The 14,664-nt window shown below is 33.9% G+C and carries 14 protein-coding genes; 9 read left to right on the top strand and 5 right to left on the bottom strand.

Annotation, left to right across the window (positions count from 1 at the left end):
• Positions 1–203: 203 nt before the first annotated feature.
• Positions 204–1,064 (bottom strand): helix-turn-helix transcriptional regulator, encoded by an 861-nt coding sequence (locus PQ463_RS07135; protein WP_111423166.1) that lies wholly within the window; start codon positions 1,062–1,064, stop codon positions 204–206.
• Positions 1,065–1,457: 393 nt separating this feature from the next.
• Complete coding sequence (locus tag PQ463_RS07130; protein WP_274256974.1) at positions 1,458–2,435, bottom strand: GlxA family transcriptional regulator; 978 nt, start codon at positions 2,433–2,435, stop codon at positions 1,458–1,460.
• A 140-nt stretch (positions 2,436–2,575) separates the two neighbouring features.
• On the opposite strand from PQ463_RS07130, the gene PQ463_RS07125 reads away from it, so the two are divergent.
• Together PQ463_RS07125 and PQ463_RS07120 are read left to right on the top strand one after the other, a co-directional pair.
• Positions 2,576–2,887 (top strand): EthD family reductase, encoded by a 312-nt coding sequence (locus tag PQ463_RS07125; RefSeq protein WP_274256973.1) that lies wholly within the window; start codon positions 2,576–2,578, stop codon positions 2,885–2,887.
• Between the two features lie 231 nt (positions 2,888–3,118).
• Positions 3,119–3,361: a hypothetical protein gene (locus PQ463_RS07120; RefSeq protein WP_111364648.1), complete on the top strand. Its 243-nt coding sequence runs from the start codon at positions 3,119–3,121 to the stop codon at positions 3,359–3,361.
• Positions 3,362–3,382: 21 nt separating this feature from the next.
• Here the strand turns inward: PQ463_RS07120 and PQ463_RS07115 are convergent, their stop codons facing one another.
• On the bottom strand, positions 3,383–3,886 hold the full coding sequence (locus tag PQ463_RS07115) for a DNA-deoxyinosine glycosylase (RefSeq protein WP_274256972.1): 504 nt from the start codon (positions 3,884–3,886) through the stop codon (positions 3,383–3,385).
• A 348-nt stretch (positions 3,887–4,234) separates the two neighbouring features.
• Between PQ463_RS07115 and PQ463_RS07110 the strand changes: the two genes are divergently transcribed.
• From PQ463_RS07110 to PQ463_RS07095, 4 genes are all read left to right on the top strand, one after another.
• Positions 4,235–4,660, top strand: coding sequence for a hypothetical protein (locus tag PQ463_RS07110; protein WP_274256971.1), 426 nt, complete (start codon positions 4,235–4,237; stop codon positions 4,658–4,660).
• 410 nt (positions 4,661–5,070) lie between these two features.
• Positions 5,071–5,298, top strand: a complete 228-nt coding sequence (locus tag PQ463_RS07105; RefSeq protein ID WP_274256970.1) for a hypothetical protein — start codon at positions 5,071–5,073, stop codon at positions 5,296–5,298.
• A gap of 13 nt (positions 5,299–5,311) precedes the next feature.
• Positions 5,312–5,782, top strand: coding sequence for a hypothetical protein (locus PQ463_RS07100; protein ID WP_274256969.1), 471 nt, complete (start codon positions 5,312–5,314; stop codon positions 5,780–5,782).
• Positions 5,783–6,558: 776 nt separating this feature from the next.
• On the top strand, positions 6,559–6,870 hold the full coding sequence (locus PQ463_RS07095; RefSeq protein WP_274256968.1) for a hypothetical protein: 312 nt from the start codon (positions 6,559–6,561) through the stop codon (positions 6,868–6,870).
• 319 nt (positions 6,871–7,189) lie between these two features.
• Here the strand turns inward: PQ463_RS07095 and bioB are convergent, their stop codons facing one another.
• Positions 7,190–8,179 carry a biotin synthase BioB gene (gene bioB / locus PQ463_RS07090; RefSeq protein ID WP_274256967.1) on the bottom strand — a complete coding sequence of 330 codons (990 nt, stop codon included), beginning with the start codon at positions 8,177–8,179 and terminating at the stop codon, positions 7,190–7,192.
• 109 nt (positions 8,180–8,288) lie between these two features.
• Positions 8,289–8,759 carry an Lrp/AsnC family transcriptional regulator gene (locus PQ463_RS07085; protein WP_111364653.1) on the bottom strand — a complete coding sequence of 157 codons (471 nt, stop codon included), beginning with the start codon at positions 8,757–8,759 and terminating at the stop codon, positions 8,289–8,291.
• Between the two features lie 190 nt (positions 8,760–8,949).
• Between PQ463_RS07085 and PQ463_RS07080 the strand changes: the two genes are divergently transcribed.
• From PQ463_RS07080 to PQ463_RS07070, 3 genes are all read left to right on the top strand, one after another.
• Positions 8,950–9,765, top strand: coding sequence for a DUF1338 domain-containing protein (locus PQ463_RS07080; RefSeq protein ID WP_274256966.1), 816 nt, complete (start codon positions 8,950–8,952; stop codon positions 9,763–9,765).
• Between the two features lie 37 nt (positions 9,766–9,802).
• Entirely contained in the window at positions 9,803–11,356 is a 1,554-nt protein-coding gene (gene amaB / locus PQ463_RS07075) for an L-piperidine-6-carboxylate dehydrogenase (RefSeq protein WP_274256965.1), read from the top strand.
• 163 nt (positions 11,357–11,519) lie between these two features.
• Positions 11,520–14,642, top strand: coding sequence for a SusC/RagA family TonB-linked outer membrane protein (locus PQ463_RS07070; RefSeq protein WP_274256964.1), 3,123 nt, complete (start codon positions 11,520–11,522; stop codon positions 14,640–14,642).
• The last annotated feature ends 22 nt before the right edge of the window (positions 14,643–14,664 follow it).

The following is a 14,664-nucleotide window of genomic DNA, read 5'->3' as shown; positions in this document are numbered from 1 at the left end:
ACAAAGTTTTTTTTGTCTATGCTTTGTCGCAGATTGCAGTTTAATGGCTTTCAATTTCTTGTCATACTTATAAAAATAACTTTCGAAGAAGTATAGATTTAAAGAAATAAAAAGCAGAAAAATTGAAAGCACGAAGCGGTTTCCTTAATGCTGAGGTATAAGGAAAACATGCAAATCTTGAAGGTAAAATAAAGGAGAAAATTTTAAGAAACTGTTCTTAAGTATGAGATTATATCATCTTCTTTTTTAAGCGTTAATTTCTTTTTCAGACGATATTTATGAGTTCGAACACTATCTTGATTGATGCCCAAAAGATTGGTAATATCATTGTTACTCATATTCATTTTAATATAGCAGCAGTACTTTAAATCTCTAGAGCTTAAAGAAGGATGCTTTTTGGCAAGAGCCAGAAGAAAATTGGGATTGGACTGTTCAAAATAGATTTTAAAATCATCCCAAAGTTTATTGTCATTTGCAACCGTTTTGATAGAATTTACAATAGACATTAATTCAATTCTTGTTGCATTGTCAACATTAGGATAGAGATAAGAAATACGTTCTTTTATTTTTAATAGAACTTCAACTTTCTGGTCGAGTTCCATTACATAATGGCTTAATTTGTCTGAATCATTCTGCTGAATTGCTGCTTCGGCAAACGATGTGGCAGATTTGTTTTGTGATTCTGTTTTTTTTAAGAGAAAAATAGAACGTATTCTATAAATTAAAAAGTCGGTATTTTGAATCTGATTATGCGGATAAGTGAAAACAATATTCTGCTTTGACCAGCATAAGGATTCGCATTCATAATTTTGAGTCAAATATAAAATTGGAATATCCCTTTTATCAGAACTGAAATTAGTGTCATTTAAAACAAGCTTATTTTGTTTAAAACCCAAAATTACCAAGTCCGGATTTAGAGAGTTTATCGTATTTTTTAAATCTACTCCTCTCGAGACAGTGACTGTAGAAAATGCATAGTCTGAGACTATAGATATGGCATTCAATATCACAGTCAATATTGTGATATCGTCACATCCAATTACTATAGATTTTTTTTCGAGCATCTTTTGGGGGTGTTGCTTCTTATGAAATAATATTGCTAATACATCATACGAAATGAAAAATAAATAATAACATTTTCTGGCTATAAAGCCGTTTTAGTATCTGATAGAGTCTAACCGATAGTTTTTGATACACAAAGTCATTTCTCTATTAAACATTAAAATGGTTTTATAACTTGATTTTAAAAGAATAAAAATATTTGGATTAAATATTGGCTTGTAAAAAGGAGTGTAAATTTATTCAATCTATAGGAATATTACTATGAGTAGTATTACGTGTTTTTGCATTTTCTGTGTTAATTAACATTTTTTTAATCAAATACGAAATACTTTCAAGAAGGCCAGACTTTATTTTGGCCTAAGTGATTTAGAAAGAGAAGTTTGAAGGAAAAAAAATTAGGCGGCGCCTTTATGATATTTCTTTTTATATTCCATTGGCGGAATTCCAGTAATTTTTTTGAAAGCATCTCGAAAGGCTTTTACATCAGAATAGCCTACTTCGTACATGACTTCATTTACTGTTTTGCGATCTGTTTCAAAAGCTTTTTTGGCAGCTTCTATTTTTACCCTCTGAAGATATTCACTCGGAGTATTTCCTGTGGCTTTTATAAATCTTCGGTCAAAATTTCTTCTGCTGACATTAAGTTTGGTAGAAAGATCGTTCATGGATAATTTTTCTCCCAAATTTTGTTCTAAATAAGACTGTGCATGAAGCACCATTTCATCTTCATGTTTCTTTTGACCCGAAAAGATAATAAACTGCGATTGCGTACTTCGGTTCATTTCAATCTGAAATACCTTTGCACAATAAACCGCAGTAGCTCTGCCGTAATATTTTTCGATTAAGTAAATCATTAGATTTAGAAAAGAATACGCACCGCCATTGGTATAAATTCCATTTTCGTCTGTAATCAATTCATCTATTTGCAGATTTATTTTTGGAAACATCTTGCTGAAATTTTCCTTAACAGACCAGTGCGTAGAACAGCTTTTTCCGTCCAGAAGCCCAGATGCAGCAAGCATAAACGCGCCCGTACAGATGGTGGCTATTTCGGCTCCTTTTTTATATTGTTTCTGCAGCCATTGCACCAATTCATCATTATGCTCAAGAGCAAGGTTATAGTTATGGTTTAATGACGGAATAATGATAAGATCGGTTTTGTTAACCTGAGAAATATGAAGATGAGGTTTTACAGTAAAGATTCCTTGGTTGAACTCTACTTTTTCAGAAATTCCAGCAAGTTGGATATGAAGCAATTCCTTTTTGCCATTTGCTTTATTAAAAGCATTTGCTTTTGTAAAGATTTCGTATGCGCCAGATATGCTTGAAAGATTATTGTCTCCTTCAGGAACTATGATGGTAAGCTGTTTCATTTTCTTTTTTTATATAAAGGTACTAAAAGTTGCTGTCCAAATGCACCATTGAGAATGTCTGGTTTTCACATCAAACAATTTAGAATTTGCTTTTAAATTTACTCTAAACAATTGTCTAACATCAAAAAGAAATCAATATTATGGCAAAGATGACAGTAATCTACAAAACGCCAAAAGACATCAGCTCGTTCGAAAAACATTATTACGAAGTTCATATTCCATTAGCCAAAAAGCTTCCAGGATTAATAAAATATGAAGTAAGCAATGGAGCAGTTCGATCAACGACAGGACATTCAGATGTATATCTTATGGCCAATTTATATTTCGATTCTTTTGAAGCGATGATGGAATCTTTTAAGTCGGATATCGGACAGCAATGCGCCGCTGACCGCAGAATCCTAGCCAGTGATGATGAGGTGCAGATTTATGTGTATGATGTGAAAAACACTTGATTTTTCAATGTTTCATTTTAACGGTTCAAGGTTCATTTTACTATTTCTGGTTTCAGATTATAATCTGAAACCATTTCCAGAGGTTCAGAAAGAAAGATTAAAGTTTTTCATTTTAATTTTAAATATTATTTCATTGCCGTTTTTCTTACGCAGAAGAAGAGCTGATTGCAATTGAGTATGTAATGAACTTATAAGGTAAAATAAAGTATTAATTTAAATACAACCAGACCTATGGCCGCTATTCCTGACGAATTGTACAATGTTAAATTTGCAGCATACTTCGATTCAATGAAAGAATTGTATATACTAGATCAAAAGTTTAAAGTGATGTGTGATGCTTACTGCGCAAGTACGGCTAAAACGGAGCTTTATAAGGATAGAAGCGAAAAAAATTTCCGACGCAGAATGAAATTTGAAAATCTATCAAGAGAATTAGAAGAAGAAATTCTGTTCTATATCATGCGAAATAGGTAATTCTTCAATATTGCCTGAAAATTAATCTTCATCTTTTGAAAGCCCAACTTGCGATACAGCTTTCCATTGTTCTATTTTTTCAACTTTAGTTAAACCAGCATTCAATCCGCTTGTTGATGGCAGGATTGTATAAATTATTCCTTCCTGCGATACAGTATGTTTGTAAAAGTATTTTGCTGCGGCTTTGCTTTCAAAGAAAACATACTTGATATTTGGAAACTGTTTGTGTAGACTCTCAAAATCATTAATAGTTTCTTCGGTTATTTTAGCATCGCTGCTTCCTTCTCTTTTGCAGCTTTTAAGGACATTCCAAAGTCCAATATTGTATTTTGCTAGCAACGCTTTTCGATCTTCGTAAGAAGCACTGAATTCTTCTTCAAAAATAGAGAACAAAATTTTCCAGAAAAGATTGCCTTTGTTTGCATAGTATTGCTGCTTCGCAATAGACTGTTCGCCCGCCATAGTCCCCATAATTAGAATAACTGTGGAATTGTCAATTAAGGGTTGGAGGGCTTTTTTTAGCATTGGTTTTTCTGTTTTTTGTTGCGTAAAATTAGAGATAAAGATTTGAAATGAGCAGAAGACATAAAAATCAAAATAAATAAATGTATTTAATTGGTATTGGATTTAGTTTTAAAAGAAAAAACTTTTAGATATTTACGTCTTAAAAGAAACTGTGGTGGCGCAAAGTCAGAGACATTTGCGTAGCGCTAGTGAAGAACACTTTGCGGAGTGGGGATGGAAGCACTGGTAAATTACCAGATGGTAGAACTGCAACTTCAAGGCCTGGGAGTACAGATGGTAGACCAACTTTAGAAATAAGAAATCCACAAAACTGTAGAGGTATAGAAATAAGATATAATCAATAGCTAAATGAATTATTATAGAGAAATTAACACCGCAAGGAATATAATGGTTTCCAAATTGTCTGAAACTGATGAGAATTGTTTAGAATTCAATTTGATTATCGGTAAAGTTTCTGATATAAAAAATGACATCAATCATTTATTAGATGTTAATGAGATTATCTTTGATGATAATAACTTACAATTTTTAATTACATTCGATAATTATATTAGTTATTCTGTTTTAAATGAAAGTTATGAGAATTTAGGTGGTGAAATTTATCATGGTGAAAAAATTAGAATATACTCATCTTCAAATTTTTTAGATTATCTTAAAAAAGAAACTTTTGCAACTTCAGATTATCCTGGAGAATTTAAGCATTATGCATTTATTACATCAAGGCACATAATCAATGTAGCATCACTAGAAGAGCCAATAATTGAAAAATTATAATCCCCCGCTCTCCGAAGAGTTCGTTATGAAAAGCTGTGCAAATGTCTCTGACTTTGCGCAATTTTTTTTGTCTTAGAAATTGTAAACGTGACAAAAGTCTCCCGACTTTTTTCTTTTGCAGAATGATAAATAATAAGTTAAATCCCCGCTCTCCGAAGAGTTCCTTATGAAAAGCTGCGCAATCCCGAAAGCTTTCGGGACTGACTTTGCGCAATTTTTTTGTAGTTATTAGAATTTTGATACATTACAAAAGTCTCCGACTTTTTCCGTTCATACCTTGTTAGAATTTTTTGTTTTAAAGTCAGAGACTTTAAGAACGTGTATGTTTTTAAGTACATTTGTTTGAAAGGCGCAAAGTCAGAGACATTTGCGCAGCGCTAGTGTAGAACACTTTGCGGAGCGGGGGCAGTATGTCAGTGGGAGGAAAAATCGCTTCAGCTAGAGATGCAGGTAATATTGGAGCTGGAATTGTTGCAGGAAGAAATGGTTATTCATGGAGTTTTTCTAGATTAGCTTTTGATGCTTTAGAATCATATCAAAAATCCGAAATAACTACCGAAGGTAATACGACACAAAAAGCTCAGAAGGTAGGATATGAAATAGGAAATGATTTATGGCATAAATATAATGAAGACTAAAAATCAGCATAAAATGAAACAAATAATATTAATATTAATATGTAACATATTATTTAGTGGCTGTAATAGCTCTAAAAGAAGTACTATCATTTATATATATTCAAGTGACAAAACTAAAGTAATTTCTATTATAAGTAATTACAAAACTAATGAAAGAATAATTGCAGTCGGAAAAGTATTGGAAAAACCTAGTTCAAATTATGTAAGATTGGATATATCAGATATTACGGAACTAGAAGATGAGATAGGAATATGCTGGACTTTTAACAATGAAGGATGGCAGATTGTAAACAATAATTCTAAGATTGAAGAAATTGTTTTGGACACAACAAAATATAAAGTGAAAACTCGTTGGTATGAAGATGAAAATGGCATACCAAATACAAAATATTATATTAGAAAAGATTGCTTTACATTTGGAACATTACGTTACTCAAAAAATTATCCAAAAGATAATGGAGTTATAGAACGATTAGATAATTAATCTTATTGGTTTGTGGTTAATATTTTCAGCTGTCATTTACAGATAACAAGCGATTCATAGTATTATGTCACAAAAATTAAAACGACTTTCAGGTTGTCCAAAATCAAAAAAGCCACTTCATTACAGAGTGGCTAATTTATAATATCTGAAAAAAGAAATATTAAATTCCATTTATAACAAATAACCGTTAGATCCTGCGGAGCAGGATTTAACGGTTATTCTAATTTAAAGGTAGTAAACGAACCTTATTCTTTCGGAATAGCTGTAAATGTACCTTTAGTAATATTGAAAAATCTTTCTTTTATCTGAGCACCGTTACAGAATCCAATATTAGAATATCCATTACTATTGCTTAGGTTACTAATTGTAAATTCCCCCGCTCTCCGAAGAGTTCCTTATGAAAAGCTGCGCAAATGTCTCTGACTTTGCGCAATTTTTTTGTAGTTATTAGAATTTTGATACATTACAAAAGTCTCCGACTTTTTCCGTTCATACCTTGTTAGAATTTTTTGTTTTAAAGTCAGAGACTTTAAGAACGTGTATGTTTTTAAGTACATTTGTTTGAAAGGCGCAAAGTCAGAGACATTTGCGCAGCGCTAGTGTAGAACACTTTGCGGAGCGGGGGCTGCAAGGGAAGTTGCTAAAAAAACTGATCTTAAAGGTGTCTCTAAACAATTAGCTAATGGTGTAAAAAATATTACAAATAAAAGCGTCGAAAATACAACAAATGGGCTTGTAAAAAATACAGTCGATGGAATTAAAAAAAATACAAACTGATGAAAAAGAAAAATATACTTTTACTGTTGATTTTTTTAGTACTAATTTTTTTAAACAAGAATGTACTAATATATAGACCACTATTAAATTTTGTTCCTACCAAAACAATAACAGGAAAAATTATTAATAAAAAGAATTTTTTGAGAAGAGGGTTTTTAACAAATGCTTCAAATTTTTATTATGAATTTCATATTAATGGGAAAGATTATTATAACCCTAGCTATGATGATAATTATAAGATTGGTGATTTTGTTCTAATTGAGTATAGTGAATCATTCCCTTTTATGAATAGAATAAAGGAAGTTCAATAGAAAAGTTAATATGCGAACGAAAATCGTAGATATAGTTAAGGGTGCAATTTTGTCCTCGCTCTCCGAAGAGTTCAACTGAAAAACTGCGCAAATGTCTCTGACTTTGCGCATTTTTTTGCCTTAGAAATTGTAAACGTGACAAAAGTCTCCTGACTTTTTTCTTTTGCATAATGATAAATAACAGGTTAAATCCGATATTTTTGCCCGAAAAGAAAAAAATGAAAGAAGGGTATGTAATTAGAGATCAAAAACTGCACGATTCTGAAAGTTTTCAAAATTGTGCAGTTTTACGGGCTATAAAGGGCGATAAAAATTTGTTTTAGGCTATTGAACAAGCATTTTTATTTTCTTTAACCAAAGGCTTAAGCCCAAGATTTTGAAACATCTGCATATCTTCAGAAAGTCCTGGATTTGGTGTTACCAATAAAGTTTCGCGTTCTCCTGTAAAAATAGAATTAGCACCAGCCATAAAACACCAAGCTTGTTCTTCTTCGGTCATTTCGATACGTCCAGCGCTTAAACGAACAATAGAAGCAGGCATAACAATACGCGCTGTAGCTATCATTCGAACCATATCCCAAATAGGTACTTTTGGATTGTTTTCTAGTGGCGTTCCTTTTACTCTGGCCAAGGCATTTACAGGAACAGATTCTGGATGAACAGGCATTGTCGCTAAAGTTAAGAGCATAGAAACTCTATCGGCATTAGATTCTCCAAGACCAATAATTCCGCCCGAGCAAACTGTGATTCCTGCTTTTCTAACGTTATTGATAGTGTCAAGACGTTGGTCAAACTTACGCGTGCTGATTATTTCATCATAATAACTTTCAGATGTATCCAAATTATGGTTGTAAGCATACAAACCTGCTTCTTGAAGACGTACAGCTTGTTCTTCGGTAAGCATTCCGAGTGTGCAGCAAACTTCCAAACCAAGATCGTTTACACCTTTTACCATTTCAATAACACGGTCAAAATCTTTGTTATCACGAACTTCGCGCCAAGCGGCAGCCATACAAAAACGAGAAGAACCACCATCTTTTGCTTTTTGCGCATGTTCTAATACTTTTTCTGTCGGAAGAAGCGCCTGAACTTTGATATCCGTATGATAACGCGCTGCTTGTCCGCAATATGAACAGTCTTCTGGACAACCGCCTGTTTTTATAGAAAGTAATGTGCTAACCTGTATTTCTGAAGGTTTATGAAACTCTCTATGTACAGTAGCAGCCTGATAAACCAATTCTAACAAAGGCTGATCGTAAATTGCTTGAATTTCTTCTTTTTTCCAGTCGTGTCTAATTTGAGTGTTCATTTATTTTGATATGCTTTTAATGATTTTTTGTCAAATGTATCATTTTACTGTATCATCAAAATGTACCACTTTTTATATTTTGGGTAGACCGGTTAGAATATCAAATATTTTAAACAGGAAGATTTTTCTCAAAAGCAGAACCAAAAGAGAAAAAAGAATCGGTGCTTCCTACGCCTTCAATCTGATGCACTTGTTCGTAAAGAATTTTACGGAGTTCTTCGTTATTTGCAGCTACTATTTTTATGAATAAAGCATATTTTCCCGATACCCAATGGCATTCTATTACTTCAGGTATTTCCTTAAGTTTTTCGGCAATGGAGTAGGAAAAACGAGCCTCTTTTGTAACAATTCCTGTATAGGTAATGGTTTCAAAGCCAAGTTCTTTTGGATTTAATTTTACAGAAAAGCTATTAATTACTCCTGCTTCTTGCAGTTTTTTGACTCTTAGATGCACCAGCGAATTTGAAATATTTAATTCTTTAGCCAAATCTGAAAATGGTATTCTTGCATTCTCACTAAGTTTTTGTATGATTTCTCGATCTAAATAGTCAGTATTTTCATTCTTCTTGACCTTTGCCATAAGTGCTCTTTAATTGATGATTCTATTATTTTGACAATTCTTTTGTTAAAAATGGTTTTTAAAGTGTCAAAATTACAAAAAATAACATAACAAATGTCTAATTGTAAATAATCGTATTGTTATACTGTTATAATAACAGTTATATATATAGATTTGTGTCATAATAACACTATTTTAACTTAACTACAAAATGAATAAAGATCAACTACTTACAAAGCTGTGGGAGCAATATGTTGAAATTACTCCGTCGGCATTAAAAATTCATGAACTCCTGGAAGACAAGGGAGAAGAAATTAAAAATGATCATATCGCAATTCGTACTTTCAATGATAAGCGTGTGAATATCCAAGTTTTAGAAAAGCCGTTTCTGAATGTTGGTTACGAGGCAAAAGGAGAGTATCATTTTGAAACTAAAAAGCTTTTTGCAAAACATTACGAGCATGCAACTGATAAAGACGCACCAAGAATTTTTATTTCTGAATTGGAATTAGAAAAATGTTCTGCAGAATTACAGGCTACAGTGGCTAATTTACTAGACAGCTGTGATCAGAATGCGTTCAATAATCCAGAATTGGTTTTAAGCGGATCTGTTTGGAACGGAAATTCACAGGCGGTTTACAAATCATTATTAGAAGAGTCTGAATATGCGGCTTGGATGTATGTGTATGGTTTTAGAGCCAATCACTTTACAATCAATACCAATGCTTTAAAAGGATTTAAAACTTTAGAAGAATTGAATAATTTCTTAGAATCTAGCGGATGGGAACTGAATGCATCTGGAGGAAAAATTAAAGGAACTCCAGAACAGCTTTTGGAGCAATCAAGCACATTGGCAGATTTATACGATATTGATTTCGAAGAAGGAACGTTAAAAGTGCCGTCATGTTATTATGAATTTGCATTGCGTTATCCGATGGCAAACGGAGAATTATATCAAGGTTTTGTGGCTTCATCAGCAGATAAAATATTTGAAAGCACCGATGTAAAGCTTCAAAAAACGTTATAATATTCATTTAGTATAAAAAGAACAATTAAAAGTCACAATGACGAATACAGAATTGCAGTTTGGTATAAAAGAAGCTTTAGAGCAGCTAAATATAAAAGAAGTTAATAATGGAACTTGGACAGGGCTTAATAATTTTTCTGATGGGGAAATTTTAGAAAGCTACTCGCCCGTAGATGGAAAATTAATCGGAAAGGTTAAAACATCAAGTACAGCTGATTATGAAAAAGTAATGGAATCGGCTACTGATGCTTTTAAACAGTTTAGATTAATGCCAGCGCCTCAGCGTGGAGAAATCGTGCGTCAGTTTGGAGAAAAATTGCGCAAAAATAAAGAAGCTTTAGGGAAACTGGTTTCTTATGAAATGGGAAAATCACTTCAGGAAGGTTATGGTGAAGTTCAGGAAATGATTGATATCTGTGATTTTGCAGTTGGACTTTCGCGCCAGCTTCACGGATTGACAATGCATTCAGAAAGGCCAGGACATAGAATGTATGAGCAGTACCATTCTCTTGGAGTTGTCGGGATTATTTCGGCATTTAATTTTCCAGTGGCTGTTTGGGCTTGGAATACCGCTCTAGCTTGGATTTGTGGCGATGTCTGTGTTTGGAAACCTTCAGAAAAAACACCTCTTTGTGCAGTTGCTTGCCAGAATATTGTGGCAGAGGTTATAAAAGAAAACAATTTGCCTGAAGGAATTTCGTGCTTGATTACAGGAGATTATAAAATTGGTGAATTGCTAACCAACGATAAACGAATTCCGTTAATCTCGGCTACTGGTTCTACGCGAATGGGTAAAATTGTAGCGCAGGTAGTTGCAGGACGTTTTGGTAAATCGTTACTAGAATTAGGTGGCAACAACGCCATTATCGTGACGCCAGATGCAGATATTAAGATGACCGTTATCGGTGCTGTTTTTGGTGCTGTTGGTACGGCAGGACAAAGATGTACTTCTACACGCCGTTTAATCATTCATGAAAGCATTTACGAAAAAGTTAAAGAAGCTCTGGTTTCTGCTTACGGACAATTGCGCATCGGGAATCCTTTAGACGAAAAAAATCATGTAGGTCCTCTTATCGACAAGCAGGCAGTTGAATTGTATAATGATGCTTTGAAAAAAGTGGTAGAGCAAGGTGGCAAAATTTTGGTTGATGGCGGAGTACTTTCTGGTGATGGATATGAAAGTGGCTGCTATGTAAAACCAGCAATTGCAGAGGCTGATAATTCTTTTGAGATTGTACAGCACGAAACTTTTGCCCCTGTCTTATACTTAATAAAATATTCGGGAACTGTTGAAGCGGCAATTGAGATGCAAAATGGTGTAATGCAAGGACTTTCTTCTGCAATTATGACAAATAATTTAAGAGAAGCCGAATTATTCCTGTCTGTTACAGGTTCTGATTGTGGTATTGCAAATGTAAACATAGGAACCTCTGGTGCTGAAATTGGAGGTGCTTTTGGTGGTGAAAAAGAAACTGGTGGTGGCCGGGAATCTGGATCTGATGCCTGGAAAATTTACATGAGAAGGCAAACCAATACAATCAATTATACTACAAGTTTGCCGTTAGCACAAGGAATAAAATTTGACTTGTAAACTCTTTAGAGCCAGCTAAAGCTTAACAAAAAATATCAACGAGAATACTGCATTTTGTTTGATAATGTTTTTTAAGGCATTATCGAACAAGATGTATACACATGCAATACAAAAACTAAAAAATTAAAAACCTAAAAAATTACTAACTTAAACCATTACCAAGATGAACAAAAAACTAATTAGGGTAATTTACTTTATTCCTCTGCTGTTATGCTTGTGGCTGCCAAACATCAGTTTTGCACAAGCACAAAAAACAATTTCAGGAAAAGTGACGGATGACAAGAATAATACGCTGCCTGGCGTAAGTATTTCGATCAAAGATTCTAAATACAATGCTGGGACAGATATTGATGGAAACTATACCTTAGTGTATCCATCGACGTTGGAGAATCCGATTATTGTTTTTTCTTATGTAGGATTTATTTCCATAAGTGAGAGTATAAATAATCGTTCAGAACTTAATGTATCTATGCAGGAAGAAACCAATAAATTGAATGAAGTAGTTATTATTGGTTATGGTTCTCAAAAGAAGAGTAATGTTACGGGAGCTATTTCTACAGTTAAAAAGGAAAGCCTTGAAACTCGTGCTACAACAAGTCCATCTGAAGCACTTCAGGGCTTAGTTGCTGGGGTCAATGTGCAAAAAAGCGGCGGTGTTGCAGGTGCTTCTGTAAGTGTGAAAATTCGTGGAGTAAATACCTTTGGAGCAACAGAACCACTTTATATCATTGACGGTTTTCAAGGTTCTATTAACACTATAAATCCAACCAATATAGAATCTATGGAGGTTCTTAAAGATGGTGCCGCAGCTGCAATTTACGGATCTGTTGCTGCAAATGGTGTAATTATCGTAACGACTAAAAATGGACAGAAAGAAGGCGTAAAAGTAGATTTCAGTTCTTTTTTGAGCATTACAAATCCATCAAAAACATTAGATATGTTAGATGCTGATGGTTATCGTACGGTCAATAAAAGAATGTATGATGAGTATAATAAATATGCAACTTCACCAAAACCTCTTCCAGCTTATATTACAGCACCATCAGATGTAAATACAGATTGGCAGGACGAAGTTTTCCGTTCTGGTTTTACACAAAATTATGGTTTAGGAATTCAGGGAAGACAGGGAGATTTTAAATTTGCACTATACGGAAATTACGTAAAGCAAAAAGGTATTGTAATTGATAATGAATTTGGACAGCAAACAGGTAGCGCTAGAATCAGTTTCAAAAAATCAATTTTTGATATTGATGGAAAAATGGCCTACATGGGAACGCAAAATGCATTGCCAAATTTTCAGTTGAAAGAAGTATATACCATGGCTCCTTTGGTTCCTGTTTATGACGATACAGAGGAATACGGTTACGGATTAGCAAATAAAAATGGTTTGCCAGCAGGAACAAACCCAGTTGCTGAAGAGCATTTTAGAAAAAGCAATGATATCGGACAAGATATCACGGCAAATATTTCGGCAACAGCAAATATTGCGCCTTGGTTAAAATACAAACTGGCTTATTCTTACCGTGTAAAAAACAACCAACAGACTGCACATTTCCCTCCATATATTGCAAATCCAAAAGAGGTGCATCTTTATCCAATGCAGACAGAGTTGAGAACAACTTGGAATGAGCAAATCTTAGACAATATTATTACTATTGATAAAACTTTCGGAAAACATGTTTTTGGTTTAATGTTGGGTAATACTTTTAACAGTCAGGCATCAAACTGGAATCAGGTTAGTGTTGAAGGTAAAACAACAGATTATACTGTAGAAAATGGACAGTTGGTTTCTATCGATCGTCCATCAGGATTTCTTGATCCTGGTTTTGAAACAATTGGTGCTGGAAGAGGAGGAACCTATTCTGCTGACGGCTCAAAATTTGAATACAACAGAGTATCTTTCTTTAGCAGGTTAAACTACTCTTACAATGATCGTTACCTGCTTCAGGTGACAGTTAGAAAAGATGGTTCTTCTAAGTTTGGAGAAGATAGCCGTTGGGGAACTTTCCCATCTATTGCTTTGGGATGGAAAATCGAACAAGAAGATTTCTTCCCTAAAGATATGATTCTTTCTACTTTAAAATTGCGAGCAAGCTGGGGACAATTGGGTAACGAAGCGGCTTTAGGATATTATTCTGCAAATACGCTGATCAAAACAGGTAATTCTTTAGGAAACGGTTATGTTCAGGGTGTAGGAAGCAATCCTTGGCCAGGTAGTATTGCAACAGCATTAGAAAATAGAAATCTGCAATGGGAAACTACAGATTCTAAAAATATCGGTTTAGATTATACGCTTTTGAATGGAAAAATTAGCGGATCTATGAACTACTACTATAATGTAACAGACAATTTATTGATTACAAAAAAACTAGCTCCATCTGCCGGAATCGATGATCCCGTTCTTAACGTAGGTAAAATTAGCAATAGAGGATTTGAGTTTGAAGTAAATTACCGAGATCAGGTTAATGAGTTTAAATACAACGCAGGATTGAATCTTACGACGCTTAAAAACAAAGTAGAAGAATTGGCTAATGACGGACAAACTATTTATGGAGAAGGATTAAAATACGGAGATGAACACTTTCCGACACAAGCTCGTGTAGGAAGCCCAATAAGCGGATTCTATTTATACAAAACAGATGGTATTTTCCAATCAGCTGAAGAAGTGGCGGCTCACAATAAAAATGGTGTTTTATTACAGCCAAACGCGCAGCCTGGAGATATTCGCTTTAAAGACTTGAATGGAGATGGTGTTATAGATGAAAATGATAAAGCTTATGCTGGAACAGGATTACCAAAATTGGAAGTAAACCTTAGTTTAGGTGCAAGTTATAAAGGATTTGATTTTTCTGCATTGATTGGAAGCGGATGGGGAAATAAATTATATAACGGAAACAGATATTTCTATGAGTCTATGAATGCTGGAACTAACATGTTAGCTTCTACATTAAACTCATGGACACCAGAAAACCACAGTAATATTCCGCGTGCAGTATTGCAAGATCCAAACGGAAACAGCCGTGAATCAGACCGTTTTCTTGAAAGCGGAGATTTTATCAGAATGCGCCAATTGCAATTTGGCTATACTATTCCAAACAAAATGTTAGGTAAAGCAAAAATCGACAAACTTAGATTTTATGTAAGTGCCGAAAACTTGTTTACTATCACTAATTATTCAGGAATTGATCCAGAATTCTCGCGTAATTCGGTAGTTAACACAGGTGTTGACCGTTTTGTTTATCCATTTACAAGATCATTTGTTTCTGGAGTTCAGTATATATTTTAATTCTATTTAATAAGACATTATC

This window comes from Flavobacterium sp. KACC 22763 (assembly GCF_028736155.1).
Classification (GTDB): Bacteria; Bacteroidota; Bacteroidia; order Flavobacteriales; family Flavobacteriaceae; genus Flavobacterium.
This window is presented reverse-complemented; position numbering and strand designations above follow the sequence as displayed.